The organism is Mycobacterium simiae, from assembly GCF_010727605.1.
GTDB lineage: Bacteria > Actinomycetota > Actinomycetes > Mycobacteriales > Mycobacteriaceae > Mycobacterium > Mycobacterium simiae.
The window spans coordinates 4780171-4806315 of record NZ_AP022568.1 but is presented as its reverse complement, the minus strand read 5'-3'; the positions used below and the strand labels follow the sequence as shown (position 1 = coordinate 4806315).

29 protein-coding genes and 3 pseudogenes are annotated in these 26145 nt (G+C 66.7%); 18 read left to right on the top strand and 14 right to left on the bottom strand.

The features are described 5' to 3' along the window. Positions 1 to 116: 116 nt before the first annotated feature. Together G6N33_RS22415 and G6N33_RS22410 are read left to right on the top strand one after the other, a co-directional pair. Entirely contained in the window at positions 117 to 1202 is a 1086-nt protein-coding gene (locus G6N33_RS22415; protein WP_044506675.1) for an S-(hydroxymethyl)mycothiol dehydrogenase, read from the top strand. Then, positions 1202 to 1825: an MBL fold metallo-hydrolase gene (locus G6N33_RS22410; RefSeq protein ID WP_044506677.1), complete on the top strand. Its 624-nt coding sequence runs from the start codon at positions 1202 to 1204 to the stop codon at positions 1823 to 1825. The genes G6N33_RS22415 and G6N33_RS22410 overlap by 1 nt, the downstream gene beginning before the upstream one ends. 84 nt (positions 1826 to 1909) lie before the next feature. Here G6N33_RS22410 and G6N33_RS22405 read toward each other — a convergent pair whose 3' ends face one another. After that, entirely contained in the window at positions 1910 to 2635 is a 726-nt protein-coding gene (locus G6N33_RS22405; protein WP_044506679.1) for an SHOCT domain-containing protein, read from the bottom strand. A 57-nt stretch (positions 2636 to 2692) separates the two neighbouring features. Here G6N33_RS22405 and G6N33_RS22400 point away from each other — a divergent pair, with 57 nt between their 5' ends. Together G6N33_RS22400 and G6N33_RS22395 are read left to right on the top strand one after the other, a co-directional pair. Continuing rightward, on the top strand, positions 2693 to 3649 hold the full coding sequence (locus G6N33_RS22400; protein ID WP_044506681.1) for an SDR family oxidoreductase: 957 nt from the start codon (positions 2693 to 2695) through the stop codon (positions 3647 to 3649). Positions 3650 to 3798: 149 nt separating this feature from the next. Continuing rightward, complete coding sequence (locus tag G6N33_RS22395; RefSeq protein WP_044506682.1) at positions 3799 to 4176, top strand: hypothetical protein; 378 nt, start codon at positions 3799 to 3801, stop codon at positions 4174 to 4176. An 11-nt stretch (positions 4177 to 4187) separates the two neighbouring features. Here the strand turns inward: G6N33_RS22395 and G6N33_RS22390 are convergent, their stop codons facing one another. Beyond that, positions 4188 to 5948: an Hsp70 family protein gene (locus G6N33_RS22390; RefSeq protein ID WP_101528623.1), complete on the bottom strand. Its 1761-nt coding sequence runs from the start codon at positions 5946 to 5948 to the stop codon at positions 4188 to 4190. Between the two features lie 132 nt (positions 5949 to 6080). Then, positions 6081 to 7166, bottom strand: coding sequence for an NAD(P)H-dependent amine dehydrogenase family protein (locus tag G6N33_RS22385; protein ID WP_044506686.1), 1086 nt, complete (start codon positions 7164 to 7166; stop codon positions 6081 to 6083). Positions 7167 to 7256: 90 nt separating this feature from the next. On the opposite strand from G6N33_RS22385, the gene G6N33_RS22380 reads away from it, so the two are divergent. The 4 genes and pseudogenes from G6N33_RS22380 to G6N33_RS28010 all read left to right on the top strand — a co-directional run. Beyond that, positions 7257 to 7604, top strand: coding sequence for an MmpS family transport accessory protein (locus G6N33_RS22380; RefSeq protein ID WP_176234599.1), 348 nt, complete (start codon positions 7257 to 7259; stop codon positions 7602 to 7604). After that, positions 7604 to 8878 (top strand): cytochrome P450, encoded by a 1275-nt coding sequence (locus G6N33_RS22375; protein ID WP_044506690.1) that lies wholly within the window; start codon positions 7604 to 7606, stop codon positions 8876 to 8878. The genes G6N33_RS22380 and G6N33_RS22375 overlap by 1 nt, the downstream gene beginning before the upstream one ends. A gap of 25 nt (positions 8879 to 8903) precedes the next feature. Continuing rightward, positions 8904 to 9464 carry an ester cyclase gene (locus tag G6N33_RS22370; protein ID WP_044506692.1) on the top strand — a complete coding sequence of 187 codons (561 nt, stop codon included), beginning with the start codon at positions 8904 to 8906 and terminating at the stop codon, positions 9462 to 9464. Further along, positions 9353 to 9634, top strand: a pseudogene (locus tag G6N33_RS28010) (hypothetical protein); the annotation flags it as partial. The gene G6N33_RS22370 and the pseudogene G6N33_RS28010, both read left to right, overlap by 112 nt. Positions 9635 to 9639: 5 nt before the next feature. On the opposite strand, the gene G6N33_RS22365 reads toward G6N33_RS28010, so the two are convergent. Beyond that, entirely contained in the window at positions 9640 to 10353 is a 714-nt protein-coding gene (locus G6N33_RS22365; RefSeq protein ID WP_231382423.1) for a haloacid dehalogenase type II, read from the bottom strand. Between the two features lie 7 nt (positions 10354 to 10360). Next, positions 10361 to 11119 (bottom strand): Rv3717 family N-acetylmuramoyl-L-alanine amidase, encoded by a 759-nt coding sequence (locus tag G6N33_RS22360; protein WP_044506695.1) that lies wholly within the window; start codon positions 11117 to 11119, stop codon positions 10361 to 10363. Positions 11120 to 11193: 74 nt separating this feature from the next. On the opposite strand from G6N33_RS22360, the gene G6N33_RS22355 reads away from it, so the two are divergent. The 5 genes from G6N33_RS22355 to G6N33_RS22335 all read left to right on the top strand — a co-directional run bounded on the left by G6N33_RS22355 (position 11194) and on the right by G6N33_RS22335 (position 14434). After that, the gene (locus tag G6N33_RS22355; protein ID WP_044506698.1) at positions 11194 to 11688 is read left to right on the top strand and encodes an SRPBCC family protein; all 495 of its coding nucleotides are present in this window, start codon (positions 11194 to 11196) and stop codon (positions 11686 to 11688) included. Positions 11689 to 11702: 14 nt separating this feature from the next. After that, positions 11703 to 12872 (top strand): zinc-dependent alcohol dehydrogenase, encoded by a 1170-nt coding sequence (locus G6N33_RS22350; protein WP_044506699.1) that lies wholly within the window; start codon positions 11703 to 11705, stop codon positions 12870 to 12872. After that, on the top strand, positions 12869 to 13117 hold the full coding sequence (locus tag G6N33_RS22345; protein WP_101528622.1) for a DUF6480 family protein: 249 nt from the start codon (positions 12869 to 12871) through the stop codon (positions 13115 to 13117). The genes G6N33_RS22350 and G6N33_RS22345 overlap by 4 nt, the downstream gene beginning before the upstream one ends. Positions 13118 to 13147: 30 nt before the next feature. Then, entirely contained in the window at positions 13148 to 13399 is a 252-nt protein-coding gene (locus tag G6N33_RS22340) for a hypothetical protein (protein ID WP_044506703.1), read from the top strand. Between the two features lie 273 nt (positions 13400 to 13672). Beyond that, entirely contained in the window at positions 13673 to 14434 is a 762-nt protein-coding gene (locus G6N33_RS22335; protein WP_061559718.1) for a cutinase family protein, read from the top strand. An 11-nt stretch (positions 14435 to 14445) separates the two neighbouring features. On the opposite strand, the gene G6N33_RS22330 is transcribed toward G6N33_RS22335, so the two are convergent. From G6N33_RS22330 to G6N33_RS22315, 4 genes are read right to left on the bottom strand one after another with little or no spacing between them, the layout of a single operon-like run. Then, positions 14446 to 14988 (bottom strand): carboxymuconolactone decarboxylase family protein, encoded by a 543-nt coding sequence (locus G6N33_RS22330; protein ID WP_044506707.1) that lies wholly within the window; start codon positions 14986 to 14988, stop codon positions 14446 to 14448. Next, complete coding sequence (locus G6N33_RS22325; RefSeq protein WP_044512002.1) at positions 14985 to 15524, bottom strand: carboxymuconolactone decarboxylase family protein; 540 nt, start codon at positions 15522 to 15524, stop codon at positions 14985 to 14987. Before G6N33_RS22325 ends, G6N33_RS22330 begins: the two co-directional genes overlap by 4 nt. Positions 15525 to 15537: 13 nt before the next feature. Next, positions 15538 to 16407, bottom strand: a complete 870-nt coding sequence (locus G6N33_RS22320) for a dioxygenase family protein (protein ID WP_044506709.1) — start codon at positions 16405 to 16407, stop codon at positions 15538 to 15540. A gap of 2 nt (positions 16408 to 16409) precedes the next feature. After that, positions 16410 to 17384, bottom strand: a complete 975-nt coding sequence (locus G6N33_RS22315; protein ID WP_044506711.1) for a quinone oxidoreductase family protein — start codon at positions 17382 to 17384, stop codon at positions 16410 to 16412. Between the two features lie 83 nt (positions 17385 to 17467). On the opposite strand from G6N33_RS22315, the gene G6N33_RS22310 reads away from it, so the two are divergent. Together G6N33_RS22310 and G6N33_RS22305 are read left to right on the top strand one after the other, a co-directional pair. Beyond that, a complete protein-coding gene (locus G6N33_RS22310; RefSeq protein WP_044506712.1) occupies positions 17468 to 18346 on the top strand; it encodes a LysR family transcriptional regulator in 879 nt (292 codons plus the stop codon). 47 nt (positions 18347 to 18393) lie between these two features. Next, positions 18394 to 18793 (top strand): annotated as a pseudogene (locus G6N33_RS22305) (protein kinase domain-containing protein); the annotation flags it as partial. A gap of 316 nt (positions 18794 to 19109) precedes the next feature. On the opposite strand, the gene G6N33_RS22300 reads toward G6N33_RS22305, so the two are convergent. Both G6N33_RS22300 and G6N33_RS22295 read right to left on the bottom strand, forming a co-directional pair. Then, positions 19110 to 20357 (bottom strand): HNH endonuclease signature motif containing protein, encoded by a 1248-nt coding sequence (locus tag G6N33_RS22300; protein ID WP_163771619.1) that lies wholly within the window; start codon positions 20355 to 20357, stop codon positions 19110 to 19112. 316 nt (positions 20358 to 20673) lie between these two features. Next, entirely contained in the window at positions 20674 to 21003 is a 330-nt protein-coding gene (locus tag G6N33_RS22295) for an HD domain-containing protein (RefSeq protein ID WP_231382425.1), read from the bottom strand. A gap of 36 nt (positions 21004 to 21039) precedes the next feature. Here G6N33_RS22295 and G6N33_RS27895 point away from each other — a divergent pair, with 36 nt between their 5' ends. Then, on the top strand, positions 21040 to 21552 hold the full coding sequence (locus tag G6N33_RS27895) for a DUF3761 domain-containing protein (RefSeq protein ID WP_332107454.1): 513 nt from the start codon (positions 21040 to 21042) through the stop codon (positions 21550 to 21552). A 370-nt stretch (positions 21553 to 21922) separates the two neighbouring features. Here the strand turns inward: G6N33_RS27895 and G6N33_RS22285 are convergent, their stop codons facing one another. After that, a complete protein-coding gene (locus tag G6N33_RS22285) occupies positions 21923 to 22375 on the bottom strand; it encodes a VOC family protein (RefSeq protein WP_044506716.1) in 453 nt (150 codons plus the stop codon). 47 nt (positions 22376 to 22422) lie between these two features. Here G6N33_RS22285 and G6N33_RS22280 point away from each other — a divergent pair. After that, a pseudogene (locus tag G6N33_RS22280) lies at positions 22423 to 23423 on the top strand (cytochrome P450). On the opposite strand, the gene G6N33_RS22275 reads toward G6N33_RS22280, so the two are convergent. Further along, positions 23356 to 24690 carry an adenylate/guanylate cyclase domain-containing protein gene (locus G6N33_RS22275; RefSeq protein ID WP_044506717.1) on the bottom strand — a complete coding sequence of 445 codons (1335 nt, stop codon included), beginning with the start codon at positions 24688 to 24690 and terminating at the stop codon, positions 23356 to 23358. The pseudogene G6N33_RS22280 and the gene G6N33_RS22275 overlap by 68 nt on opposite strands. A gap of 71 nt (positions 24691 to 24761) precedes the next feature. Between G6N33_RS22275 and G6N33_RS22270 the strand changes: the two genes are divergently transcribed. Continuing rightward, on the top strand, positions 24762 to 25607 hold the full coding sequence (locus G6N33_RS22270) for a phytanoyl-CoA dioxygenase family protein (RefSeq protein WP_044506719.1): 846 nt from the start codon (positions 24762 to 24764) through the stop codon (positions 25605 to 25607). Positions 25608 to 25646: 39 nt separating this feature from the next. Here G6N33_RS22270 and G6N33_RS22265 read toward each other — a convergent pair whose 3' ends face one another. Further along, on the bottom strand, positions 25647 to 26084 hold the full coding sequence (locus G6N33_RS22265) for a DUF6319 family protein (RefSeq protein ID WP_044512004.1): 438 nt from the start codon (positions 26082 to 26084) through the stop codon (positions 25647 to 25649). Positions 26085 to 26145 lie beyond the last annotated feature (61 nt).

Below are 26145 nucleotides of genomic sequence, written 5' to 3'. Positions count from 1 at the left end.
GGTTTCCGTCAGACTGTCGGGTGCTCCGCTCACCTGCGCGGCTCCTCCCGTATCGCTTCGCGTTGAATCGTCACCGGCGCGCACAGGCTGCGAGGCTACACCGTAGGTTTGAACGCATGAGTCAGACAGTGCGCGGTGTGATTTCACGCAAGAAGGGCGAACCGGTCGAGCTGGTGGACATCGTGGTGCCGGAGCCCGGCCCGGGCGAGGCCCTCGTCGACGTCATCGCTTGCGGGGTCTGCCATACCGACCTCACTTACCGCGAGGGCGGCATCAACGACGAATACCCGTTCCTGCTCGGTCATGAGGCCGCCGGCACGGTCGAGGCCGTCGGGCCGGGCGTGACTTCCGTTGCGCCGGGCGACTTCGTGATCCTGAACTGGCGCGCGGTGTGCGGTCAGTGCCGAGCCTGCAAACGCGGCAAGCCGCACTTGTGCTTCGACACGTTCAACGCCGCGCAGAAGATGACGCTGACCGACGGCACCGAACTCACCCCGGCGTTGGGCATCGGGGCGTTCGCCGACAAGACGCTGGTCGCCGCCGGACAGTGCACCAAGGTCAATTCCGAGGCCGACCCGGCGGTGGCCGGGTTGCTGGGCTGCGGGGTGATGGCTGGGATCGGCGCCGCGATCAACACCGGCGCGATCACCCGCGACGACACCGTGGCCGTGATCGGCTGCGGCGGTGTGGGCGACGCCGCGATCGCGGGCGCCGCGTTGGTGGGTGCACGCCGGATCATCGCGGTCGACACCGACAACACTAAGTTGGAATGGGCGCGTGAGTTCGGGGCGACCCACACTGTCAATGCCCGCGAATTCGACGTCGTGGAAACGATTCAGGACCTGACCGGAGGCTTCGGGGTCGACGTCGTGATCGACGCGGTCGGCCGGCCCGAAACCTGGAGGCAGGCCTTCTACGCCCGCGACCTAGCCGGCACCGTGGTGCTCGTCGGAGTGCCGACACCGGACATGAAGCTGGAAATGCCGCTGGTCGACTTCTTTTCTCGCGGTGGCTCGTTGAAGTCGTCGTGGTACGGCGACTGCCTGCCCGAACGTGACTTCCCCACGCTGATCGACCTGTATTTGCAGGGCCGCCTCCCGCTGGAGAAGTTTGTCTCGGAGCGGATTGGGCTAGACGGCATCGAGGAGGCGTTCGAGAAGATGCATGGCGGCAAGGTATTGCGTTCGGTAGTGATGCTCTGATGGTCGACATCGATCGGGTGGTCACGCACGGCACCTTCGAACTCGATGGCGGCAGTTGGGAAGTCGATAACAACATCTGGCTGTTCGGAGACAACTCCAACGTCGTGGTGTTCGACGCCGCCCACCAGGTGGGCCCGATCGTCGAGGCGGTGGGCGGTCGCCACGTGGTCGCGGTGGTGTGCACGCACGGCCACAACGACCACGTCACGGTGGCACCCGAGCTCGGCAAGGCCCTCGACGCACCGGTGCTGCTGCATCCCGCGGACGAGGTCTTGTGGCGAATGACGCACCCGGACAGCGACTTTCGTGCCGTATCCGACGGCGACACATTGAAGATCGACGGCACCGAGGTCACCGCGCTGCATACTCCTGGGCACTCCCCGGGATCGGTGTGCTGGTATGTGCACGATCTCGGTGTGGTGTTCAGCGGCGATACCCTGTTCGCCGGCGGTCCCGGCGCAACGGGGCGGTCATACTCGGATTTCCCGACGATCCTGCACTCGATCTCCGAGCGGCTGGGCAAGTTGCCCGCCGAGACCATCGTGCACACCGGTCACGGCGACAGCACCGTGATCGGTGACGAGATCGTCCACTACGAGGAGTGGGTCGCCCGCGGTCACTGAGCTCCGGCTGCTGCGCGCCCCCCGGGTCGGGGCTCAGCGCCCGCCTCGTCGCGAATCTTGGGCTCGCGGATGCCGTGTCGGAGCTCAGTGCCCGCCCAGGATCCGCCGCTTCTCGGTCTGAAATTCCTCTTCGGTGAGGGCTCCGGAATCTCGCAGGGCCGCCAACGTTTTGAGTCGCTCCAGCCGGACGCCCTCGTCGGTGGGTTCGTACGCGCCCGACAGCGAGATGGCCGGTTCCCCCCAGCTGCGCGAAACCACCGCGGCGGCCGCCCGACGCCGGGTGCGGGCCAGCCACCAGCCCGACAAAATCGAGTCGGCGAGTCCCACGACGAACAACGCCACGAACACCCACACCAGATACCCGTAGGAACTCGAGTGGCCGAACGCCAACCGCGGGGCGATGTAGCCGTTGACCTGTCCGTCGGTCGTGACGTGGTAGGTGCCCGCCGCCGGGATCTGCGCCACCCACACTCGCACGTGTGCATCGTTGTTGACAGTCGTTGTGCTGCCGATACTTTCGGTCATCGTCGGCTGCGCCACCCCGTCGGGCGGGGTAATGGTCACGCCCAGCGGCGGCACGGGCAGTCCCCCGTCGGCCCCGCCGATCACCACCGTGTGCAGGCTGACGGTGACCTCACCAGCGGGCAGATACAGGCTCCCCGCTCCCGGGATCGGCACCTCGCCGTAGTCGTTGTACTTGTCCAGAAAGAAGGCGTTGAGCACCAGAGTGATGATGAAGCCGGCGACCGCCACAATCATCGCCACAACGGCAGCGACCAGCGACATCTTTGCCAGCCGCCTGCTTCGCATGCACGCAGTTTGTCACCGCTAGTGACCGTGAGCCAGCGAAAGAGCACACTGTTAGCCATGTCCAACGACCTTGTTGCCACCGTGCCAGACCTGTCCGGGAAGCTGGCGATCATCACCGGCGCCAACAGCGGGCTGGGTTTCGGGCTGGCCAAACGGCTTTCCGCGGCCGGCGCCGATGTGGTGATGGCCATCCGCAACCGGGCCAAGGGCGAGGCGGCGATCGACGACATCCGCCGCAGCGTGCCCGACGCCAAGCTGACCATCAAATCCCTCGACCTGTCCTCGCTGGTCTCGGTCGCCGCGCTGGGTGAGCAGCTCAACGCCGAGGGCCGGCCGATCGACATCTTGATCAACAACGCCGGAGTCATGACGCCGCCGGAGCGCGACACCACCGCCGACGGTTTCGAATTGCAGTTCGGCAGCAACCATCTCGGCCACTTCGCGCTGACCGGCCATCTGCTGCCGCTACTGCGCGCCGCCCAGCGGCCCCGCGTCGTCTCGTTGAGCAGTCTCGCGGCCGGCACGGGCGCCAGGATCCACTTCGACGACCTGCAATTCGAAAAGTCCTACGCGGCCATGTCGGCCTACGGCCAGTCGAAGCTGGCGGTGCTGATGTTCGCCCGCGAGCTGGATAAGCGCAGCCGCGCGGCCGGCTGGGGCATCGTCTCCAACGCCGCGCATCCCGGCCTGACCAAGACCAACCTGCAGATCAGCGGACCCTCGTACGGCCGCGAAAAGCCGGCGCTGATGGAGCGGCTGTACAAGGCGTCGTGGCGTTTCACGCCGTTCCTCTGGCAGGAGATCGACAACGGGATTCTGCCGGCGCTGTATGCGGCGGTCACGCCGCAAGCCGAAGGCGGTGAGTTCTATGGGCCACGCGGTTTCATGGGGCTCGCCGGTGGCGGGGTACGGGTCGCCAAGACGCCGGCGCCGGCCCGCAATGACGCTGACTGCCAACGCCTCTGGGAGATCTCCGAGAAACTCACCCACGTCAGCTATCCGCCCGCTAACTAGCCTCTGGCACAACACTTTTCGTCGATCAGCGTCCGTGACCGCTGGTCACCCGCACTATGCCGGGCGCGGCGCGAGTTTCGGCACGACACGGCAGCGGGTATGCGGTTGCGAGTTGCAGTCGAAACTGCAACTCGCAAGGGGGTAGCTACATGAGCGTGCAGGACGACAAATCAGCGGATCGGGACCGCGACCAGCAGACGGATCGAAAGTCGGACGGGCAGCCGACCGAGAAGCCGGAGCCCACCGAGGAGGACAAGCAGGCCGCCGCCGAGATGATGGTCGCCTACGACGAGTCGCGGCCCACCTTGGTGTTACCGGGCTCCGGTGGCGCGGTTTCGGGAACGGCGGTCAACGACTGGCTCGACGACGACGGTAACCCGAAGAGCAATGACGGCCCGGCCAACGAAAATTCCGGCGAGAGTTCGCAAGACGACAAGGACCGCCAGGAACAGATCGACAAGGACAAAGCCCTCAACGAAGAACTCAAAAAGGTAGCCGCCGAGGAGAACAAAGGCGAGAAGCGCTGACGAGCCAGAGGCTAGAGGCCGCCTAAGCCGGGTATCGGCAGGCTGATTCCGGGGATGCGCGGAATGGGCGGTATCGCCGGGATGGGCGGGACTCGGGGCGCGGGCGCCGGCACGTGCGGCACCGGAGGCGCAGGTGGCACCTGGACTGGAGGTGGGGCAGGTGCGTCCGGGGGCGGCGGTGCGTCGACGGGCGCTGGTGCATCCGCGGGTGGTGGGGCGTCGACCGCGGCAGGAGCCGGCGCTTCGGCCGGTGGTGCCGCCGGTGCCGGCGCGGCCTGACTCGACACCGGCGCCTGGCTCGACGGTTGCGGGCTGGCGGCCGGCGGTGCGGACGCGGGAGTCGTGTTCACGCCCGAATTGGGTGTGGTCGCCGGTTTGTCGTCGGCCAGACCGATCGCCAACGCGATGGCCACCAACAGCACCGCCACAGCCGAACCGACGATCAGGATCGACGGCATCCGATACCAGGGAATGATCGGCTTTTTCTTTTCCTCGGGCTGCGGCCGGTCGGGCTGCTCGAAGCTCACCGCCGGGCGCGCCGACGTGTACCCGGACCGGCCGAAACGGAAGGAACGCGACTCCTCGTCGGCCTCCGACCAGGCCAGCGCCGGCATCGCAGTGGAGACGGGCGCCGACGGCGGGGCCTGCGCCAGCAACGCCTGTCGGTCTCCCACCGCGATCGCCGCTGCCGCCGACGTGGCCGCCGCCGGGGTCAACTGGGTCGCGCCGGTCTCCCCCGGCCCACGCGCCGCGCGCAACGCCGCGCCGATGGCCGGGGCCAGGTGCGGGCGCGGCGTCGTGACGACCGGAACGCGCAGGTGCCCCGACAGCGCCGTGGTGATCGCCGGAATATGCGCGCCACCACCCACCGACACCAACGCGACAAGATCGCGAATACCGTTGCGCGCCAAGGTTTCGTCGAGCAGCGCCAGGAACGCGGTCAGCGCCGGACGGATCGCGTCGTCCAGCTCGTTTCGGGTGATCCGGACGTCGCCGGGCAGCCCCGGCAGTTGCTCGCCGAGGGTCGCGACTGTGCTGGACGAGAGCTGCTCCTTGGCGTTGCGGCATCCGGTGCGCAGCCGGTTCAGCGGGCCGATCGCCGAGGTGCCGGACGGGTCGAAGGACTCGCTGCTCGGCAGGTTGCCCAGCACCGTCGTCAACAGGGCCTGATCGATCAGATCGCCGGAGAAGTCGGGATGGCGCACCGTCGGCGCCAATGGTTGGTAGTCCCCCGCGGCGTCCATCAGCGTGATGCTGCTGCCGCTGCCGCCGAAGTCGCACACCGCCACGGTGCCGCGCGCCGGAATGCCGGGGTTGGCCCGGGCGGCGAACAGCGCCGCGGCCGCATCCGGAATCAAGGTCACCGCGTTCGACCATTCGGACACCCGGCTCAGGGCCGAGCCCAGCGCGTCGATCGCGGCCGGTCCCCAGTGGGCGGGGTGGGTGACCGCGACGTCCGGCGGCAGCGGGCGCCCCTGGGTGGCGGCGTAGGCCAGAGCGCGCAGACCGTCGGCGGCCAGCACCTCGCTGTGGTGCACGGTCCCGTCGGCCGCCACGATACCGACCGGGTCGCCGACGCGGTCGACGAAATTGGTGATGACCAGGCCCGGCCGGTCCAGCCGCGGGTTTTCCGCCGGGATGCCGATCTCGGGCAGACGGTCGCGGTAGAGCGTGAGGACGGGCTTGCGGGTGATCGCGTGGTCGGCGGTGACCGCGGCGAAGTTCGTGGCGCCAACCGACAGACCCAGCGCCGGCGTAGCTCCGTCTGCCATGGTCCAATCCCCGTCGTCAAGCGGAATGCCCCCGCATCCGCCTGCACCCGATTTTGCCGCTTACACCTATAGCCAGTCTCTGCGCTGGCTATGCATTAGCTGTATACGAATCGGGCGCAGTGTCCGCTGTGATCAGCGTATATTGCCTGCTCCGGCGATGAGCGGCAGGTCCAGCGGGGTCACCCAGCCGGGACGCAGCTCGTTGACGGCCGGCACCGCGTTCAGTGCCCGCAGCCCGGTCGCCAGGCACCCGGCCGCGGCCGCGTCACGGCCCGAGCCGTCGGTGAACCGGAACGCGGTCTCCTGGAAGATGCTCGGGGTGCCCTCAATGTCCACGCGGTAGACGTCGTTGTCGTGCCCGGTGGGCCAGTCCGGGGCGGCGTCGCGGCCGATGCGGTTGACGTGTTCGAGCTGAATGCGGGTTTCGCCCTGGTAGACGCCGTTGATGGTGAACCGGACGGCGGCAACGTGGCCCGGTTTGATGACGCCGCGAGCCGAATTTCGCTCGGTCGGCGTCACCCACTTATCCCAGGTGGTGGTGATCTCGTCGAGCATGATGCCGGCGGCGTGCGCGATCATCGGGACGGTGGCGCCCCACGCGAAGATCAGCATGTTGCGGTCTTCGAGCATCGGCTTGAACTCCGGCTCGCGCCCGATGCCCATCTCGAACTCGTAGTCGCCCTCGTAGTTGGTGTAGTCGAGCAGCTCGGAGGCCCGCACCCGGCGCACTTCCGACGTCAGACCCATCAGCGTCATCGGAAACAGATCGTTGGCGAATCCGGGATCGATGCCGGTGGTGAAGCAGGACGATTCGCCCAGCTCGCATGCTTCGGTGATGGGCGCGATCCAGTTCGGCGGGTTCAGGTGCATCGTCGGCCACACCCACGGTGTCATCGCCGTCGAGCAGACGTCGATGCCGGCCCGCAGGAATTTGGTGATCAGCGCGATGTTCTCTTTGGCGTGCATGGCCGTCGGGCCGTAATGCACCAGCGCGTCGGGTTTCAGCGCGATCAGGGCGTCGATGTCGTCGGTCGCGGCGAGGCCGATTTTTTCGGACAGGCCGCAGATTTCGCCGACGTCGCGGCCGACCTTGTTTGGGTTACTGACTCCGACACCCACCAACTCGAACAGGGGGTGTTTGACGATCTCGGGGATCACCATTTTGCCGACGAATCCCGTGCCAAACACCACCACACGTTTTGAGTCGTGTCCCGCCATGCGTTACGCCACCTTTCCGGTCATCAGCCCCCGCTTTGGAACTTCACATTAAGCTTCCCTAGCGTCGCCGGTGGTGACACGATGCAATTCATGAAAAAGCACCTCGCTGGGCCTTCAGTGTTGTTGGCCGTCGGTCTCGGGTTTGCCAATGCCTGCGGTGTCGCCTACGCGATTCCCCAAATGCCCAAGGTCCGTTACGAGGTCAACGGGCCCGCGGTCGCCCAGTTCATCTACTACCAGACCGACACCGGGCAGCTGCATCAGGTGAATGCTTCGCTGCCCTGGTCGACGGAGTTCACCGGGTTCGGCGGTCAGGTGTTCGCGTTGAGCGCCCAAGGGCCGGGGCCCATTTCCTGCAAGATCTTTGTCGACGGCAATCTGGTCAGCGCCGCGACGGCGACCACCGGGGTGCCAGCGAGAACCGTCTGTACGCACTGATGCGACCGAACGGGGCGCCCCCGCCCGAGATGTCTCTTGCCGATGTGCATCTCGAGGCGCTCGATTTCTGGGCGCGCGGCGACGACATCCGTGACGCCGCGTTCGCCGCGCTGCGCCGGGAGGCCCCGATCTCTTTTTGGCCCGCGATCCAGATGGAGGGTTTCGACTCCGGCGCCGGGTACTGGGCGCTGACCAAACTCGACGACGTCCACTTCGCCAGCCGTCATCCCGACATCTTCAGCTCCGCGGGCGGCATCACGGTCAACGACCAACTGCCGGAGCTGGCGCAGTACTTCGGTTCGATGATCGTGCTCGACGATCCGCGACACCAGCGGTTGCGCTCGATCGTGAGCCGGGCGTTCACCCCGAAAGTGGTGGCCCGGATCGAGGCGTCGGTGCGCGAGCGGGCGCACCGGCTGGTCACGTCGTTGATCGCGAATCATCCCGACGGACAGGCCGACCTGGTCACCGAACTCGCCGGACCGCTGCCGCTGCAGGTCATCTGCGACATGATGGGGATTCCGGAGGACGATCATCAGCGAATCTTCCACTGGACCAACGTGATTCTCGGTTTCGGCGACCCGGACCTGACGCTGGATTTCGAGGAGTTCGTGCAGGTGTCGATGGACATCGGCGCCTACGCGACCGCGCTGGCCGAGGACCGCCGCCGCAACCATCACGACGACCTGACGACCAGCCTGGTCGAGGCCGAGGTCGACGGCGATCGGCTCACCTCCGCCGAGATCGCGTCGTTTTTCATTCTGCTGGTGGTGGCCGGCAACGAGACCACCCGCAACGCGATCAGCCACGGGGTGCTGGCGTTGTCCCGCTTCCCCGCGGAACGGAAGAAGTGGTGGTCGAACTTCGAGGCGCTGACCGCCACGGCCGTGGAGGAGATCGTGCGGTGGGCCTCGCCGGTGATCTATATGCGCCGCACCCTCACCCGTGAGTTCGAGTTGAGTGGGGTGAAGATGGCGGCGGGTGACAAGGTTGCGCTGTACTACAACTCGGCCAACCGTGACGAAACTTGCTTCGACAACCCGTGGGCGTTTGACGTCGCCCGCACGCCCAACCCGCACCTGGGGTTCGGCGGCGGCGGGGCGCATTTCTGCCTGGGCGCCAACCTCGCTCGGCGCGAGATCCGGGTAGCCTTCGACGAATTGCGTCGGGAGATTCCGGACATCACGGTGACTGGCAAACCGGCGCGCCTGCTGTCGCAATTCATTCACGGCATCAAACACCTGCCGGTGTCGTGGACACCGCCGGGTTCCTAGCCCCAATTCGGAAGGCACACCGCCCATGACGTTTCCCGGTCCGGACGTGCTGGCGGCGCGCCAGAAACTCGTGCTCGACCACTTCCACGACGAGGTCCGCCAGGACTGGGACGACGTGTTGGCGACGTTCCCGCACCCGCATTACGAGCTGATTCCGCAGCTGGTCGTTCACGACGGGCACGACGCCGTGCGGGCCTACTACGACTACACGCGCACCGCGTTCCCGGATCAGGACCACGAGATCATCGCCCTGCGGCACAGCGCAGACGCGGTGATCGTCGAGTTCTGGTTGATGGGCACGCACAAAGGTTTCCTGGGCAAGGTGCCGCCCACCGGCAGCCGGTTCCGGGTGCGGATGACCGCCTACTTCCTCTTTGACGAATCGGAAACGCTTGTCTGCGAACGCATTTACTTCGACACGTTGACCATGATCAAGCAGTTGCTGGGCGGCCTGGACCTGAAGAAGCCGGCGAACTGGCTGCTGGCCCTGCGCGCGGTGCGGGGATTGCTGTCCATGTCCTCAGAACCGCCCGACCCGGCACTGACCCACACCGTGCCGCCGGCGTTCACCCAAGCGGGGCCCTAGTCGGCCAGTGTGTCGCCGACCTTCCGCCGGTCGATCTGAGCCGGGTGACCGTCACCGTGGTCGATTGCGCCGCAGCGCATTTGGCCGAGGTCTACCTGCGCGCACCGATGGCCGTCGACACCGCGATCGCGGGTGTGGCCGCCAACGGTCAACCGCTGACCGGCTCGGCGCACCGTTAGGACGGCCAGGACGCACCGAGCTGATCGGCGAGGTCCAGGAAATCCGACGCATTGATGTCGAACTCGTCGGAGTAGGTGACGTCGGCGTCGCCGTCGGGCCCGAACTCCAGCGGCCGCGCGACGAACGCCGTGCGGAAGCCCAGCTGGGCCGCCGCGCGGATGTCGTACTTGTGGCTGGCCACCATCATGATGTCGGCGGGAGCCAAACCCAGGTAGGTGGCGGCCATCCGGTAGATCGCCGGGTCGGGCTTGAACACGCCGGCCATCTCCGCGGCGAAGATCGCATCCCAGGGCAGCCGCGCCCGCTTGGAAATGTTGATGACCGCGGACACGTCGGCGTTGGACAGGGTGGCCAACGTGAACTCGTCTTTCAGCCAGGACAGCCCGAGCGGCACGTCGGGCCACGGCTCTAGGCGCTGCCAGGCCCGGGTGAGTTCCTCACGCTCGGCGTCGGAAAAGCCGGTGACGCCACTCTGGTCGAGCAAAGTTTCCAGCGCGTCGCGATACACCGAGTGCACCGACACCCATCCGTCGTGGCGACTCTGGGCGGCGGTCAGCGCGTCGAAGTACCCTGCGCGCCAACGCCGAACCAGATCGGGCCAGTCGGTGTCCGGGTGGCGTCCCGCGCTGATGCGTTGCGCCTCGCCGCAGACCGTGGAGAAGAAATCCGTCGCCGTGCCTTGCACGTCGAACAACAGCGCTTTGACCACAGCACCATCATGCAGGCTTGGCGTTCAAGAACGCGACGATCCCCGCCGTGACGGCCGTCGCATACTCGGCCCGACCATCCGCGCTTTCCATCCGGGCGGCCTCGCCGGGGTTGCGCATGTTGCCCAGCTCGACGAGCACCGCCGGGTATTGGGCCAGGTTCAACCCGGCCAGGTCGTCGCGGCCGTACAGCCCATCCGACCCGACATAAGTCGACGGGTGAAACCCGGCCTGCACCAACGCGTCCCGCATCGCATGAGCCAGCTGCACGGCCGGGACGGCCTGTACCTCGTTCAGCGGCGGGTTGGCGTAGTTGACGTGGAATCCGCTGCCCGACGCGGGGCCGCCGTCGGCGTGGACGCTCACGATCGCATCGGGATGCATGGCATTCGCCTGAGCGGCGCGCTGGTCGATGCAGGGTCCGACGGAGTTGTCGTCGGCGCGGGAGAGCACCGTGCGCACGCCCATTTGCCCCAGCGATTCACGGACCAGCCCGACGACGGCCCAGTTGAACGCATGCTCGGGATAGCCGTCGTTGGTTGCGGCGCCCGATGTTTGGCACGGTTTGCTGCCGCCGCGCCCGTTGGGGACCGGTTGGTTGATGGAGGCATCGTTGACGGCGTTGTGCCCCGGGTCGAGGAATACCGACGAACCCGCCAGGCCGGCCGACGCGCGCGGGGCGCAGAACGCCGCGCCGCCCAGCAGCACCGGCGCGATGCCGGCGATTTTCAGGACGTCTCGCCGCGGCACGCCGGGCACATCGCTCACCCCGCGATGGTAGGCACCACCCGTTTGGGTGCCCCAGGGGCGGGTATGGCTTCGCGGCAACGGAGGGAGCACGAATGAGTTATCTCAGTGCGGCGAAAGACCAGGCGCTGGGCATCGCGAACAAGGTGATGAACCACCTGCCCCGCCATGACAAGGCCCAGACCGTAACGATCGCCTGCCCGGTGGAGCGGGTCGAGCAGTTCTGGCGCGACCCCGACCAACTGTCGAGAGTGCTGGGCGACATCGGCGACGTCACGGCCGTCGCGCCCGATCGCTATCAATGGCGCCTGCGCATCGGACCCGAGGCGACCTGGGAGTCGAAGCTGATTCCGCAACCGGAGGGAGTCCAATTCGTCGGTACCGCCGACGACAACTCGCTGATCGTCAGCTATCGCCCCGCACCGCACGACCTGGGCACCGAGGTCACGTTGCACGCCAAGACACCGGTGCCCGGCCTGTTGTCGGGCGCCGTCGCGTACAAGCTTCTCTATCGGCTGCGCGCGCTGCTGCAGACCGGCGAGCTGCCCACCCTGCGGTCCAATCCCAGCGCGCGGGCTTCCGCGCGGTAATCGAAAGGCCACCCATGCGCGCACTGTGCTGGAACGGCGTCAACGACCTGTCCGTGGAGACGGTCGACGACCCGAAAATCCTGAATCCCCACGACGTGATCGTCGAAGTCAAGCTCACCACCACCTGCGGGTCCGACCTGCACTTCATCGACGGCTACCTGCCCGGCATGCGCGAAGGCGACGTCTTCGGCCATGAGTTCATGGGAATCGTCGCCGAGACCGGCGCCGAGGTTCGCGACACCAAGGCCGGCGACCGCGTGGTGGTGCCGTCGTTCATCGCCTGCAACCACTGCTGGTACTGCGAGCACGAGTTGTTCTCGTGCTGCGACACCACCAATCCCAACGCGGAATTGCAGCAGCCGCTGCTCGGCTATCCCTCCGGTGGCATCTATGGCTACACCCACCCGTTCGGCGGCTACGCCGGGTCGCACGCACAGTACGTGCGGGTGCCGTTCGGGGACGCCAATTGCTTTGCCATCAAAAACGACATCACCGACGAGCAGGCGCTATTCCTTTCCGACGCGGCGCCCACCGGCTTCATGGGCGCCGACTTCTGCGACATCGCCGGCGGCGACACGGTCGCGGTCTGGGGTGCAGGCGGTGTAGGGCTGATGGCTGCCCGCAGCGCGTTGCTGCTCGGCGCCGAACGCGCCATCGTCGTCGATCGGATACCGGAACGATTGGCGTTGGCGCGCAACGAATTCGATTTGGAGACAATCGATTACACCGCGGTCGACAGCGTACACGAAACGCTTCGCGAGATGACCGGCGGCCGCGGCCCGGATGCGTGCATCGATGCGGTCGGCATGGAGGGCCACGGCACCGGGGTCCAGCAGCTCTACGACAAAGCCAAGCAGCTGCTGCGCATGCAGACCGACCGCGCCAACGCGCTGCGGCAGGCAATCCTCGCGTGCCGCAAGGGCGGCGTGGTGTCGGTACTCGGGGTGTACGGGCTGACCGACAAGTTCCCGATGGCTGTGCTGACCAATAAGGGCCTCACCCTGAAAACCGCTCAGCAGCACGGCCAGCGCTACATCGACCGGCTGTTCGACTACGTCGAGCAGGGCGACCTCGATCCCGCCAAGCTGATCACCCACGATCTTGCGCTGGAGGACGGCGTGCGTGCCTACGACCTGTTCAAGAGCAAGAAGGACAACTGCATCCGGGTGGCGCTGCGCCCATGACGGCACAACCGCCGAACCCTGACCCGGACCGCACACCGGACCTCGAGGCCGGCGGCGGCGTCTCGCCGGGGAGCACCCCGCCGGCCGCGGCCCAGACGTCGGGCGGCGCCGAACCGCAGCCGTCCAGCCGGGGGCGGCTCACCCCCACCGGGATAGTCACGCTGGTTGCTGTTGTCGTCTTCTTCCTGCTCTTCCTCACGACGGCAGTCGTCCTCATCATGAAAATTTTCGGGGCCACGGGATGACCCGAGACCCACTCGTATCGGAGGTGGCACATGCCCGTCAGCGCTGACGACGTCCGTCGGCTGCTCGCATCCCAAGACCCGGATGCGGCACTGGTGTTGATCGAAGGCCGTGTCGCAGTCGTCACGCCGGCCGAACTCGACGGCCCGGATTACCGCGGCGCCCTGCAGATCATGCGCCGCGAAGATTTGCTGCGGCAGGCGGGTGGCGCGAGATTGTCGGAGGACGAACTCGCCCAACAAGCCGAAGATGTCAACACTGCGGTGCGTAACTTGGGTGGCTGACCCATCGAGGCGACAACGCGAGTTTTCAGACACTCGGCCCAGGAACAGCTTTCATCCCGATCGCCCACCGCGCGCGGCCCGCACCCGCCTGCTATCCTCTGGGGCAAGCCGATGGATTTGCAAAGCACGACGTCGGGACCGGCTAGCAGACCTTCGGCATCGACCGGGGACATGGCCAAACAAGACCAGTCGCACTACTGCGTGTCGGCTTTGTGGTCTTTGGCAAACGGTGGTCAACTGGTCAGGGAACTCAAAGGTTTGGGATAGGCACCGATGGGCATTTACAGCGGCATGATCGCCGGAAACATCATTCGAATCGTTGGCCCCGTGGCTGTGGCCGTGTTGGGCCTTGGCACTAGTTCCCTTGTCTCCCCTACGGCTTCGGCTCAGCCGTGTCCCGATGCTCAAGTGGTGTTCGCCCGCGGCACCGGCGAGCCCGAGGGCGTCGGCCCCACCGGGCAGGCATTCATCGACAACCTGCGCGGGCGTGAAGCTGGAAAGTCTGTCGACGTCTATGCGGTCAACTACCCCGCGAGCAACGAGTGGAACACCGGCCTGGACGGCATCCGCGACGCCGGCGCCCACATCGTGTCGATGGCCAACGAGTGCCCCAAGACCAAGATGGTGCTCGGCGGGTTTTCCCAAGGCGCGGCCGTGATGGGCTTCGTCACCTCCGCGCAGGTGCCCGACGGCGTCGACCCCGCCACCGTGCCGAAACCGCTGGCGCCCGAAATCGCCGACCATGTCGCCGCGGTCGTGCTGTTCGGAACGCCGAATGTGCGGGCCATGAACTTTCTCGGTGAGCCCCCGGTGGTGATCGGGCCGACGTATCAGGCCAAGACCATCAAGGTGTGCGCCACCGACGATCCGGTGTGCTCGGACGGCATGAACTTCGCCGCGCACAACACCTACGCCGACGGCGGCGCATACATCGACAAGGGCGCCGCCTTCGCCGCCGCGCGGCTCGACGGTGCGGCTCCGGCCGGCCCGGCCCCCGCGCCGCCGCCACCGACCCCGACTGGCTTCGGCGACTGAGCCGCAGGGCGTCACCTGGGTATGGTCGGCAGCCGGGCGGTTTCGTCGAGGTCGACGTCGAGCGCGTTGAGCATTAGCGCCAGGCCGGCGTAGCGGCCGATCACCATCAGCACCTCGACGGTGGCCTCCGGCCCGAGCGCCTGGTGCACCTGGTCGAACAGTGCGTCCGCCACGGTGCGGGTGCTGACCAGTTCGGTGGTCAGGCGCAGGATCGCGAGCTCGGTCGGGTCGAATTGGGCTGTCTCCCAATCGCCGTCGCTGAGGACGGCTTGGATCTCGGCGGGTTCCAGGCCCGCCGTGCGCGCGATGTCGCGGTGCTGGCCGAGTTCGTAGGCGCAGTCCATCACCGCGGCGGTGCGCAGCGTGACCAGTTCGCGCAGCCGGCGGGTCAACACTGGGCTGGTCAGGGCGTCGCGGCCGGCCAGCATCCAGCCGGTGAACACTTTGTCGGCGTTGGCCAGGGTGCGGTAGACGTTGAGATTGCCGCGCTCCTCGGTCAATTGGCGGGCCTGCTCGGTCATGTCCTCGGGCCGCCGATACGGGATCCGCGTCATCGGCGTTGTCCTTCGTTCGTCGAGCGGGCTGGGCCGTCGATGTCCAGATCCGCCGCGTTGAGCACCAGGGCCAGGCCGTAGTAGCAGCTGACGAGCATCAGCAGTTCGGTCAGCGCCTCGTCGCCGAAGATTTTCCGGGCGGCGGCGACGGACTGGGGCCGCAGCCGGCGGGTGGTGCACAGCTCATCGACGACGTCGAGGGCCGCGCGTTCTTTCCGGTCGAAGCCCGCAAACTCGCCGGTGGCCAAGGCATCGAGCTCCTGGTCGGTGAGCCCGACGGCGCGCCCCAGCGGCAGATGTTGGGCCAGCTCGTATTCCGAGCCCTGCAGGTGCGCGACGCGCAGCACGATGGCTTCCCGCAGCCGGGTGTCGAAGGTCGGGCTGGCGTAGAGCTCGTCGAGCATGCGGGTCCAGCCGGGAAAGACGTTGGGCGCGTTGAGGAGTAGCCGAAAGACGTTGAGGTTGCCGCGGCGTGCGGCCCACTCGCGGATGGATTCGGGCTGCTGTTCCAGGTCGGCCAGCCGAACGCGTGTCATGGTCGCCATCCTGTCATGTGGCCGCGAGGGTGAATGTCCAGTCCAAGGTGACGAACGGTTCGTCGACGGTGGTTCCGTCCGGGGCGGTGCCCGGTTCGTGGCGCACGAAGTCGGCCTGCAGCGAGGCCTGGTCGGCGAACACGGCGTCGCGCCCGATGTAGGGGTCGTCCTTGAGGAACAGCTGGGTGATCAGCGGATGGTAGCCGTCGGCGTGGAACCAGAAGTGCACGTGCTGGGGCCGCATCACCGAGCGGTTGGCGGCGCGCATGATTTCTCCGCACGGTCCGTCGGTGGGCACCGGGTAGTAACGCGGGGTGATCGAGCGGTACCAGAAGCGACCGTCCTGGTCGGTGGTGAGCAGCGCGCGCATGGCGAACTCGCCGTGCAGCTGTTCGGTCAGCTGGACGTCGTAGTAGCCGGTGCCGTCGCTGTGCCAGGTATCGACGTGCGCCCCCGCGATCGGGTCGCCGTGGTCGTTGACCACGCGGCCGGTGACGAACATCGGTGTGCCGGCGACGCCGTTGGAGATGTCGGCGCCGTTGGGGGCAGTCGGGCGGCCCTCGACGTAGAAGGGGCCGAGCAGCGCGGAGTCGGTGGCCGAGCCGCCGGGATTCTCGTGCATGGCGTCCAGCAGCATGGACAGGCCGAGGATGTCGGAGAGCAGCACCACCTCCTGGCGGGTGGGGCTGGAGATCTTGCCGAGCCGCTCGATGAAATCCATTGCGGCGAACCACTCGTCGCCGGTCAGCCGCACTTCGCGGGCAAAGTCGTGCAGGTGTTGCACCAGGCTTTGCAACAGTTGGCGGAAGCGTTGGTCGGTGGCGGTGTCGAAAGTCTTCTGCACCACCTCGGTGATGGTGTCCTCGGTTAGGTTGGACGACATGGTTACGCCTTTCCGGGGTTGATCACGACGCGGCCGGCGATGTTTGCTGCGACCGCACGGTAGGCTTTTTGGGATGCGCTCAGCGGGTAGCCGGCGGCGATCGGCAGTGGTTTGAATTCGCCGGACTCGAAGTAGGGCAACATCTTTCGCAGCCTGTGCGCGGAGTCGGTCACGCTGAGTTTCGCGCTGTCGACGCCGAGGATGCGGGTTTCGTTGCGATACAGGTCCTGGATGTCGACGCCGACGGTGCGGGTGCCGACGGCGCTGATGACGACCAGCCGGCCGCGACGGGCGAGCGCGGCGAGTGCCGCCGCGGTGGTGACGCCACCGACCGCGTCGTAGACGACCTCGACGCCGTTGCCACCGGTGAGTCGTCGGATCTCAGTTGGGGTGTCGGGGCCCAAGGCCACGTACTCATCGATCGATTCGGCTGCAGGGGTGTCGGGCTCGGGTTTGCGGCGGCCGACCCCGATGACTCGGGCGCCGAGCGCGCGGCCGATCTGCGCGAGGGCGCCGCCCACTCCCCCGGAGATGCCGAACACGGCGACGGTCTCGCCCTCGGTGAGCTGGGCGGTTTCGACCGCGCCGTACCAGGCGGTGACGAAGTTGACCCCGACGGCGGCGGCGTCGTCGAAGCTGAGCCGTTGCGGTTTGCGGGCGAGCGCGTCGACCGGCACCGTCATGAGTTCGGCGTGCGAGCCGTCACGGGTGAAGCCCACGTCGCCGCCGGTCCCCCACACCTCGGCGCCCGCCCACTCGGGTGGGCCGCCGATAACCACACCGGCGAAGTCTCGTCCAGGGATGCGCGGCAGGACCGTCCAGTCCATCTGGCCCGCAATATTTTTGACGTCGGAGGGGTTGATCGAGGCCGCCTCGACCCGGATGACCGCTTCGTCCGCGGTTGGCTGCGGGTCGGGCAGCTCGGCGACGCGCAGCACGTCGGGGCCGCCGAACTCGGTGAATCGTAGGGCTTGCATGGTTCAAGCAAACACCCGAGTACCCATCTAGTCCAACGCTGAAGTTCGATCGAAACGATCTTCGTTTGCGATAGATTCGTCGGGTGGAGTTGCGGCAGCTGGAGTACTTCGTCGCGGTGGCCGCGGACCTGAATTTCTCGCGGGCCGCGCAGCGCATCCACGTCGTGCAGTCCGCGCTGTCGGCGTCGGTGGCTCGGCTGGAAAAGGAGCTCGGCGTCGCGCTGTTCGACCGGTCCAAGCGCCAGATTGTGCTGACCCCGCCCGGCCAGGTCTTTCTGCAGCACGCGCGCGACGTCATCCACACCGCGCAGCGCGCGCGGGCCTCGGTGGCCGATTACCGCGATCAGCTGACCGGCACCGTCACGCTGGGCACGCTGATGTCGTGGGGCGGGCTGAATCTGGCGGCCGTGCTCGAGGAGTTCCGTCGCGTGCACCCGCTGGTGACCGTGCAGCTGCGGCAAAGCCCGACCGGATCGGTCGGCCATTTGGAGGCCATCGCCGACGGCAAGATGGACCTGGCGCTGGTGTCGCTGCCCTCGTCGCCGTCGCGGCTGGTCGTAGTGCGCGAGCTGATGCACGAGCCCATGGTCTTCGTCTGCGAGGCGAGCCATCCGTTGGCGCGTCATCGCCACGTGCGGTTGGCCGACCTCGACGGGCAGGACTTCATCCAGTTCCCGCGCGGGTGGGGCATCCGGCAGCGCCTCGACGCGGGATTCGCCGAGGCCGGGGTGCGGCCGGTCAGCGCGTATGAGGTCGCCGACTACGCGATTGCCGCCGAGTTGATGCGGCATCGTCTGGCGGCGACGGTGCTGCCGATCAACGCCGCCAAGCGGTTTCCCGATCTGCGCGCCGTTGCGTTGAGCCCGCCGATGACGTGGACGCTGTATTTGGCGTCGGCGGAGTCCCAGACCGGTGCCGTGCGGGCGCTGGTCGAGACGATCACGCGCTACGTCGAGGGCTGAGCGCGCTCTTCGGCAAACGTCTGCACGACCCGATCCCGTCACTGATAATGACCAGGATAGTGAAGGGAAAGAGTGCGGTAGGGTCGCTCGTCGGCAGGACGTTCGGCAAATACGAAATCAGGCGCCTGCTCGGCACGGGCGGGATGGGTGACGTCTACGAGGCCTACGACGCTGACAAGGGTCGCATCGTCACATTGAAACTCCTCAAGGAGCAGTACGCGCAAGACGGGGCATTCCGCGCGCGGTTTCTGCGCGAGTCGCGTGCCGCGGCCGTGCTTCAGGAGCCACACGTCATCCCGATCCACGATTGGGGCGAGATCGAAGGCATCCTCTATATCGATATGCGTCTGCTCCAGGGCGAGACGTTGCACGACCGACTCAAACGACAGCCGCTCGATCCCGAGCGATGCGGCGGCGATCACCCAGCAGATCGCCACCGCCTTGGACGGGCCCGCTGACGTGGTGTCGAAGTCAGGGATTTGATCGCGACCACTGCGCCGCCAATCGGATGGTTACTGTGCCGGTGCCGCCAGCGATCTGCGTCGGGCTCCATCGTCAAATTCGGCGCCGAGTTGGCTCACGTTAGTGCGCACGTCGGCGCGGATGGCGGTGGGCGTGTTGCCGAGGTCGCCGGGCTGGCGGGCCGGTGGTGCGCGGCTGGTTGTCAGCGCTGAATTTCACGATGCGGTTGCCGCGCGTATCGCTTACGAATGCTTCTATGCCCCAACGCATTTGGACATCGATACGATGATGCTTCACCGGGCTAGTTGGTTGGTGGTGGTTGGGGTTGGAAGGGTTCATACCACCACCAGTTGGCGCGTTCGCCGGTGGGCCCGGGACAGGGTGGGACCGCGGGTGGAGGTTGGGTGGGTGGACGCGCGAGGGATCCTGGGCGGAGTGCTCGCCCGGAGTTGTCGGTGATGGTGAGCTTGTCGGCGGGTCCGGTGAGGGTGATCAGGCCGCGGTGGTGTGCCCGGTGGTGATACGGGCAGACCAGGACCAGGTTGGCCAACTCGGTGGGCCCGCCGTCTTCCCAGTGGCGCAGGTGGTGGGCGTGCAGCCCGCGGGTGGCGCCGCAGCCGGGCACCACGCAGGTGCGGTCGCGGTGCTCCAGGGCGCGGCGCAGCCGCCGGTTGATCACCCGGGTGCTGCGCCCGGCGCCGATGACCTGCCCGTCGCGTTCCAGCCACACCTCACCGGTGGCATCACAGCTGAGGTATTGGCGTTCGGCCTCAGAGAGCAGTGGACCCAGATGCAACGCCGCCGCACGCTGCGCGGCATTGACGTGGACCACTACCGTGGTGTGCTGTCCATGGGGCCGGCGGGCCGCCTCAACGTCCCACCCGGTTTCGACCAGGCGCATAAACGCCTCGACGGTGCCCGGCAGCGGCGGCACCTGAGCGCAGGAATGCGCGCCATTGTCGTGGTCGTGTTTCCACTCGCCGATCAGCGCATCACGATGCGCCGCCAGTGCCGCCTCGAACGTCGCCGCATCCAGATGCGGCAGGGTGATCCGCCAACAGCTGAACTGTTCGGTGCAGGTGTGGGTAATCGAGGCCTGCGGGCCCGGCCGGGACTCGGGTTCGGGTCGCGGTTCCAGCTTGACCGCCGTCCGCAACTGATTAACCGTCGCGACCGCGGCCAGCTCCGCATAGTGTTCATCGGAACCCGCACCCGCGCGCGCCGCGATCACCCCGACCTGATCCAGCGACAACCGGCCCTCCCGCATCCCCGCCACGCAGCGCGGAAACTCCGCCAGCCGGTGCGCCACCGCGGCGATCGTGTGGGCATTCGCCGACGACGACCCCGTCTTCCAGGCCATCAACGCCGCCACCGACCGCGCCCCGGTCACACCGCACAGCTCGTCGCGCTCGATCTCCGCGGCGATCTCCACCATGCGCCCATCAATCGCATTCCGCTGACCGGTCAACTCCGCCAACTCCTCAAACAACACCTCAAGGCGCCCGACAGGGCTAAGCGTGTCGGGGGAAGACGACGCGGTCAAAGACATAACCCCATCATCGCAACTAGGTACGACAAGTTTCGGCGCCCAAATCCGTTGCGGGGAGTGGCCGTCATCAACTGCCGACAGATGCTCGACCCCCAGTCTTCACGGTGCGCACGTTGGCCATCCGCCGCAACCACCGCCAACCCCAGATCTCAGCCAAGTCAGGTCATACCACTCAGCCCGCTGCTGTCGTGGACTGTGTATCTGGCCGCCGCGGAGTCCCAAACCGGCGGCACCGTCAAAGCGCTCTTAGACACGATCGCGCGTTATGTCGATGACTGAATTTCAGTGTGCTGCATGGGATCTGCGCCGAGCACCATCATCGAAGTCGGCGCCGAGGGCTGCGTAGGGCGCCACCATATTTCGGTGTCGGGCGGGCGCGGTCGACCTCACTGAGCATTGCGAGGCGGTCCGGGTCCGTGTTGTCGGCCAGGTCGGCGAGCTTGACTTCCCGGGCCGTGGGGTGCGCGTGGATGCGTTGGTAGTAGGTCGCGGACGGCTGATCGTCTCGGCGGGTGAGCTGCTCGATCGCGTCGATCGCCGGCTGCGGAATGCCGCGGTCCTTCAGTTCCGCCGCGTCGATGCCGGTGTCCTCGATGACGTCGTGCAGCAACGCCGCCACGACGGCGTCGGTGTTGGCCGGATCCACGTAGGACGCCCCCGGCGGACGTGCCCGACATAAGGCATGCCGGCCTTATCCACCTGTCCCGCACGCGCTTCCGCCGGGATCGCGTCTGCGGTAGCGATAGGGTCCAAGGCTGCTTCCTTCGAAAATCTCTGGTGGGTGAGCTCCGACACCAAGTTTCGCGAAATCGATGCTCATATGACTGTGGCCTGTCTACGCTGCGCCACGTCTCATTCAATCGAGCAAGGGCTTCAGATGTTTCGTGCGTTCGTAGGAGCAGCGGCGGTCGCCGCGATCATCGGTCTGTCAGGTACCGGGGGCGCCTATCTCGTAGACCGGCTGGGTGAGCTACCGAGATCGCCGGTCCCGTTGAGTCAATGCCCGCCTGGCTACTACACAAATAGCTCCGGGAATCGTGTCGAAAGCCCGGATCAGAACCCGTCCAACGCGACGGCCGTCTGCTGTGACGGCAGCACCTCCCACAGCCAGCACAGAAGCGGTACCTGCTCACGGCCACCTACACCGGAAACCAAACCGGCAACGTTAGCTATGGGATCACAGTCAAATTCGTAGGGTTAGACAACCGTACCTACGACGACAGCTGCGGAGTTATCCCCAATCCGCTAAACGATATCGGCGACTTGTACAAAGGTGGAGTTGCGAACGGGAACAGGTGCGTGACGGTGCCCGCCGGCGCACATGGGCTGTGGACTGTGTCTGCTGGTTTTGGAGGCAAGCCGGTCTTCTTTATCGCCCAGTAGAGCCGCTATAGGTACTCCCACATTTCGCCTCATGCGCTGGCTTTCCCAACGGCCCGAGCTGTCGATGGCCGACGGCGTCGACCGTTATGACCCCACAACGGCTTTCGCTCAACTGCGATTTAATCGTGTTGCCCTTCGCCCGCAGCCGCGACGTCACTCAAGGCAGTCAGTATCAGCTGCACCTACGGCCTCGGCGGTAACGCCGCGAGCCACTCATCCGTCACTAGCTCGATCAGCTGCCCGTCTGGATCACGGATCATGGCCATGGCGTCGGACACCGCCGCCTCGACGACGGAGCCGCCGTTGTCCGCAACGCGCGCCAACACGGCACGGAGATCAGACACGGACAGCGAAATGTGGGTCAGCCCTGTCTCATCCATGGCACGCTGTGCGCCGGCGTGCACCGACCGTAATGAGTAGTCGATCAGCTCCAGCACGAAACGGTCCCGAACCAAGTACGTCGCCTTCACCCCGAGTGGTTCGGGAAGCTGGACCACTTGCGCGGTGAGATCGTCGGGTGGCTCGAGCTCCCACCAGAATTGGAAGCCGAGCACCTCCTCGTAGAAGCGCCGCGACCGCGCGGTATCTCGCACGCACAGGCCGACGTGGTTGAAGACCGTTCGGTAATCGCTCATCGCTCCCACTTCTGTTGGCCGTCCAGAAGCTTAATAATGCAAAGATAGTGACAAAGCAATCGCCCCGCCCTGACGTCGCCGAAGACGCGATCGTCGACTTCGACCACCACTGTGACGCCTTCAACGAAAACCACGAGCCACCCTCAGACAAAAATGCCCGTCGCCTGGAACACCAACTACGGCGGATTCTGGCACCTCAGCAGCTACGACGCGGTCAGCCAAGCAGCCCGCGACGACGCCACCTTCTCCCACCGGTACCAGCCCAACTCAACAGACGGCGTGGACTACAAGGCGAAATGGGCGTCCCGCGCCCGGAAGGTCAACCGGCACTGGGCATCGGCGAGGTGGACGGCGACTACCACCTCGCCCTGCGACACGCGCTGGCCCCGTTCTTCTCCCCCGGCGCCGTCGAGAGACTCAAACCCTTCATGGAGGACAAGGCACACGAGTTCCTCGACCGCCACATCGACCAGGGCACAATGGATCTCGCCCTCGACTACGCCAGCCCGGTCCCGGCCATCCTCACCATGAGGCTGATGGGTCTACCGCTCGACAACTGGCATCTCTACGCCGGCATGTTCCACAACGTCAGGGCCGTCCCGCAAGACAGCCCCGAATACGCCGACGCCATCGCCAAAGTCCCGGCCATGATGGAGGAAGTCCTCCAACACGCCGCACAACGGCGGGCCGATCAAAGCGAAGACCTGACCAGCTTCCTCATCCAATTCGAGTTCGAGGGCAAAGCCTCACCGATCCCGACGAAGTCGTCCTGGACCGAACACTCAACCGCCACTTGGCCTTCGGACTTGGACCCCACCGATGCATCGGCTCGCACCTGGCGCGGCTGATGTCACAGGTGATGGTCAAGGCGGTCCTCGACCGCATCCCCGACTACGAAGTCACCGACGGTTCCTACCACTATCTCGGCAACCCGAGCATGACTGGGCTGAGCAAGCTGCCGGTCACGTCACACCGAGGAGCTAAACCACCGCCAGCACCGGCCAGCGGCCGCGCACACCCCGAAGCTCATGGCTGCCGAGGCTCTTGAACGAGATCCGCGATCCCAGCACCAGCGGCGGAATCACCCCGGACACCAGGACCTCCCCCGGCCCGGCCAGCCCCATGATGCGCGCCGCGACATGCACCGCGATGCCGTGCACGTCGCGGTCGGTCATTTCCACCTCACCGGTGTGCAAGCCGGCCCGGATGTCGATGCCGAGGTCTTGCACCGAGTCACGAATTGCGCACGCGCAGTTGATCGCTCGCGCCGGGCCGTCGAAGGTGGCCAGCGCCCCGTCGCCGGTGAACTTGACGACGTCCCCCCGCGCGCTGGCGACATGCTTTCGCACGATCTCGTTGTGCGCGTTCAGCGCCACCGCCCACGCGTCATCGCCGACCGCGGCGGCCCGCTCGGTCGATCCGACGATGTCGGTGAACAACACCGTCGACAGCACCCGGTTGGTCGTCGGAGCCGCGCGCCCACCGGTGATGAACGATTCGATCTCGTCGAGCACCGTGTCGGCATCGCCGGCGAACCACACGTCGTCTTGTCCGTCGAGTTCCACCAACCGCGCCTGCGCAATGTGCTCGGCCAGGTAGCGACCGTGGCCGACGCGCACGTGCCGGCTATCGCGGCGGTGCAGCAACAGCGTCGGCGCCTGGATGCTTTCCACCGCGGGCCGCACATCGGTGCGCAGGAACAGATCGAAGATCTCCTTGAAGTAGCCGGGGCCGCCGACCAGCCGCTCGCCGCGCGCCCACCACCGGCGCTTGCCGGCATCGTTGGCCCAACTGGGCGCCAAGTTATCGGTCACCGGGCCCCGGCCGACGCTGTCGCCGAACGAGTCGACATACCGGCTGAACGCCGGCTCGGGCATGCCATGCGGATAGTCGGGGGCCCGCAGAAACCGCGGATAGCCGCTCGCCAGCACCAGCGACCGCACCCGGCCCGGATGAGCCGCGGCCAACAGCATGACCGGCAACGTCGACTCCGACATCCCGAACACCGACGCACAGTCGAAGCCGACGGCGTCCAGCACCGCGACCAGCCCATCGGTCCACGCCTGCATCGCCGGACGGTCGTGGATCGGCACCGCATCCGAACTGCCCACCCCCAGCAGGTCGGTGATGACCAACCGGCTGAACGACCCCAGCCGACGCAGATGACCGGCGACCGTCGGCTCGTCCCACAACAGGTCGATCGGGAATGTCCCGGACGGGACGAACAATAGATTCGGACCGGTATCGCCCACGACCTGGTACGCGAGGTGGACATCGCCATCCTTCGCGTACAGGGTCTCGGGCACGGTCGCCATGCCAGAAAGCATGCCATTGTCGGTCGGCAGGGCACTTGACCAGCAATCAGCGGAGGTCCACTGTCGGAGACATGAACGACCCCGTCACGACGCTGGACGACCTCAAGAACGACCTGGCGGGCCGGCATAAATGGACACCGAGCAGCGGTGCCACTGTCGACCCCGCCATCGTCGACGCCGACATGTCGGCCCTGGACCGCGACGGCTACCTCATCTGGGAGAACCTGCTCAGCGCGAACGACTGCCGGCAGATCCGCGAGGCCGTCGGCCCAGAACTAGGGCACACGGGGCGCAACTCCTTCGAAGGCCGACGCACCCAGCGCATCTACAGCGTGCTCAGCCGGACCCGCGCCTGCGACCGGCTCGCCGATCATCCACGCGTGCTGGCGGTGCTGGACCGGCTGCTGATGCCCAACTACCTGCTCTCGGCGCTGCAGGCCATCAACATCCAGCCCGGCGAGTCCGCCCAACTGCTGCACCACGACGACGGCTTCTACCCGATCCCGCGGCCCCGCGCGCCGCTGGCCGCCGCGACCATCTGGGCGATCGACGACTTCACGTCCGACAACGGGTCGACGGTCGTCTACCCCGGCAGCCACCGCTGGCCCGCGCGCCCGCCCGGACCCGACGACCCGTGCACACCGGTCGTGATGCCCACCGGCTCGTGCGTCCTCTTCGTCGGCACGTTGTGGCACGGCGGCGGCGCCAACACCACCGACCGCGCCCGCCTGGCCGTCACTGCGCAGTACTGCCAACCGTGGCTGCGCCCGATGGAGGCCTTCACGCTGTCCATCCCCCGCGACGTCGCGCGCACACTGTCCCCCGACATCCAGCGGATGATCGGCTACAGCATCCATCCGCCGTTCGTCGGCGCGGTCGACGGCCTGCATCCGTTGCGGCTGCTCGAACAGCCGTAACGCGTTGCGCTAGAAAAGCTTAGGGACGCATTCGCCGGTTCACTTCAGATCAGCGAGCGCCTGACGGGCAGCTTCCAGCTCGGCTTCAAGGGCGGCGACCTTAGCGGCCTGCTGGGCGCGGGCCTCTTCGATGACCTGATCGATCGGGACGGAGAGATCCTCGTGCAGTTCCTTGGCCGCACGGGAGACGGCGGCGGCGGCAACAGCGAGGTCACGAGCCAGGTAGCTGCTGCCTTGCTTGAGCTCGGCGCGCCACTCACCGTCGGCGGTGCCGGTGACGGTGAGGGTCAACTCGAGAGTCTTGCTCTTCTTACCGGACGTCTTCTTCGCCGGAGCCTTCTTCGGCGTCTCCGCGGCGGCGGGTGCGTCGGACGCCGGCGGGCTCTCGGGCGAGGGCTGCGCGGAGGGAAAAGCTGGAACTTCCGGAGTGTCGAGGTCGGCGGACGGCGGCGCGGCTGGCAGAGTGTCAACGGTCATGTTTGCGGCGATCTCCTTCTGAACGTCGCCCGCGGTCCGCGGGCTGGCTCTCGGCACCATT

Bases quoted from the DNA above. Each gene is read 5' to 3' on its own strand.
- G6N33_RS22415 (WP_044506675.1), top strand. From the start codon at position 117: ATGAGTCAGACAGTGCGCGGTGTGATTTCACGCAAGAAGGGCGAACCG.
- G6N33_RS22410 (WP_044506677.1), top strand. From the start codon at position 1,202: ATGGTCGACATCGATCGGGTGGTCACGCACGGCACCTTCGAACTCGAT.
- G6N33_RS22405 (WP_044506679.1), bottom strand. From the start codon at position 2,635: ATGCGAAGCAGGCGGCTGGCAAAGATGTCGCTGGTCGCTGCCGTTGTG.
- G6N33_RS22400 (WP_044506681.1), top strand. From the start codon at position 2,693: ATGTCCAACGACCTTGTTGCCACCGTGCCAGACCTGTCCGGGAAGCTG.
- G6N33_RS22395 (WP_044506682.1), top strand. From the start codon at position 3,799: ATGAGCGTGCAGGACGACAAATCAGCGGATCGGGACCGCGACCAGCAG.
- G6N33_RS22390 (WP_101528623.1), bottom strand. From the start codon at position 5,948: ATGGCAGACGGAGCTACGCCGGCGCTGGGTCTGTCGGTTGGCGCCACG.
- G6N33_RS22385 (WP_044506686.1), bottom strand. From the start codon at position 7,166: ATGGCGGGACACGACTCAAAACGTGTGGTGGTGTTTGGCACGGGATTC.
- G6N33_RS22380 (WP_176234599.1), top strand. From the start codon at position 7,257: ATGAAAAAGCACCTCGCTGGGCCTTCAGTGTTGTTGGCCGTCGGTCTC.
- G6N33_RS22375 (WP_044506690.1), top strand. From the start codon at position 7,604: ATGCGACCGAACGGGGCGCCCCCGCCCGAGATGTCTCTTGCCGATGTG.
- G6N33_RS22370 (WP_044506692.1), top strand. From the start codon at position 8,904: ATGACGTTTCCCGGTCCGGACGTGCTGGCGGCGCGCCAGAAACTCGTG.
- G6N33_RS22355 (WP_044506698.1), top strand. From the start codon at position 11,194: ATGAGTTATCTCAGTGCGGCGAAAGACCAGGCGCTGGGCATCGCGAAC.
- G6N33_RS22350 (WP_044506699.1), top strand. From the start codon at position 11,703: ATGCGCGCACTGTGCTGGAACGGCGTCAACGACCTGTCCGTGGAGACG.
- G6N33_RS22345 (WP_101528622.1), top strand. From the start codon at position 12,869: ATGACGGCACAACCGCCGAACCCTGACCCGGACCGCACACCGGACCTC.
- G6N33_RS22340 (WP_044506703.1), top strand. From the start codon at position 13,148: ATGCCCGTCAGCGCTGACGACGTCCGTCGGCTGCTCGCATCCCAAGAC.
- G6N33_RS22335 (WP_061559718.1), top strand. From the start codon at position 13,673: ATGGGCATTTACAGCGGCATGATCGCCGGAAACATCATTCGAATCGTT.
- G6N33_RS22330 (WP_044506707.1), bottom strand. From the start codon at position 14,988: ATGACGCGGATCCCGTATCGGCGGCCCGAGGACATGACCGAGCAGGCC.
- G6N33_RS22325 (WP_044512002.1), bottom strand. From the start codon at position 15,524: ATGACACGCGTTCGGCTGGCCGACCTGGAACAGCAGCCCGAATCCATC.
- G6N33_RS22320 (WP_044506709.1), bottom strand. From the start codon at position 16,407: ATGTCGTCCAACCTAACCGAGGACACCATCACCGAGGTGGTGCAGAAG.
- G6N33_RS22315 (WP_044506711.1), bottom strand. From the start codon at position 17,384: ATGCAAGCCCTACGATTCACCGAGTTCGGCGGCCCCGACGTGCTGCGC.
- G6N33_RS22300 (WP_163771619.1), bottom strand. From the start codon at position 20,357: ATGTCTTTGACCGCGTCGTCTTCCCCCGACACGCTTAGCCCTGTCGGG.
- G6N33_RS27895 (WP_332107454.1), top strand. From the start codon at position 21,040: ATGCCGGCCTTATCCACCTGTCCCGCACGCGCTTCCGCCGGGATCGCG.
- G6N33_RS22285 (WP_044506716.1), bottom strand. From the start codon at position 22,375: ATGAGCGATTACCGAACGGTCTTCAACCACGTCGGCCTGTGCGTGCGA.
- G6N33_RS22275 (WP_044506717.1), bottom strand. From the start codon at position 24,690: ATGGCGACCGTGCCCGAGACCCTGTACGCGAAGGATGGCGATGTCCAC.
- G6N33_RS22270 (WP_044506719.1), top strand. From the start codon at position 24,762: ATGAACGACCCCGTCACGACGCTGGACGACCTCAAGAACGACCTGGCG.
- G6N33_RS22265 (WP_044512004.1), bottom strand. From the start codon at position 26,084: ATGACCGTTGACACTCTGCCAGCCGCGCCGCCGTCCGCCGACCTCGAC.